This is a genomic window from Vibrio penaeicida, assembly GCF_002933855.1.
Taxonomy (GTDB): Bacteria; Pseudomonadota; Gammaproteobacteria; order Enterobacterales; family Vibrionaceae; genus Vibrio; species Vibrio penaeicida_A.
In genome coordinates, this window is record NZ_BFAQ01000068.1 from 1 (window position 1) to 229 (window position 229).

Genomic DNA, 229 nt, shown 5'->3' on the forward strand with positions numbered 1-229 from the left:
TTCTGCAACCAGACCACAGTACTTAAAACACCAACCCTGTCGAGGATTTAGGGAAACGAGCCTAGGGCAAAGCTTCAAAATCCAGCGAACTCAATTGGTTTTGAAAACTTGCAGCAACTTGGTTTGCTGATAATTCTCCATCTTGATTCTGGTTGAGGAATCGAACTCAAAAACACTGAAGCCAGCAACTTTCGAATACCTTACAAACCCCGAATTATCAAAGCGCTAT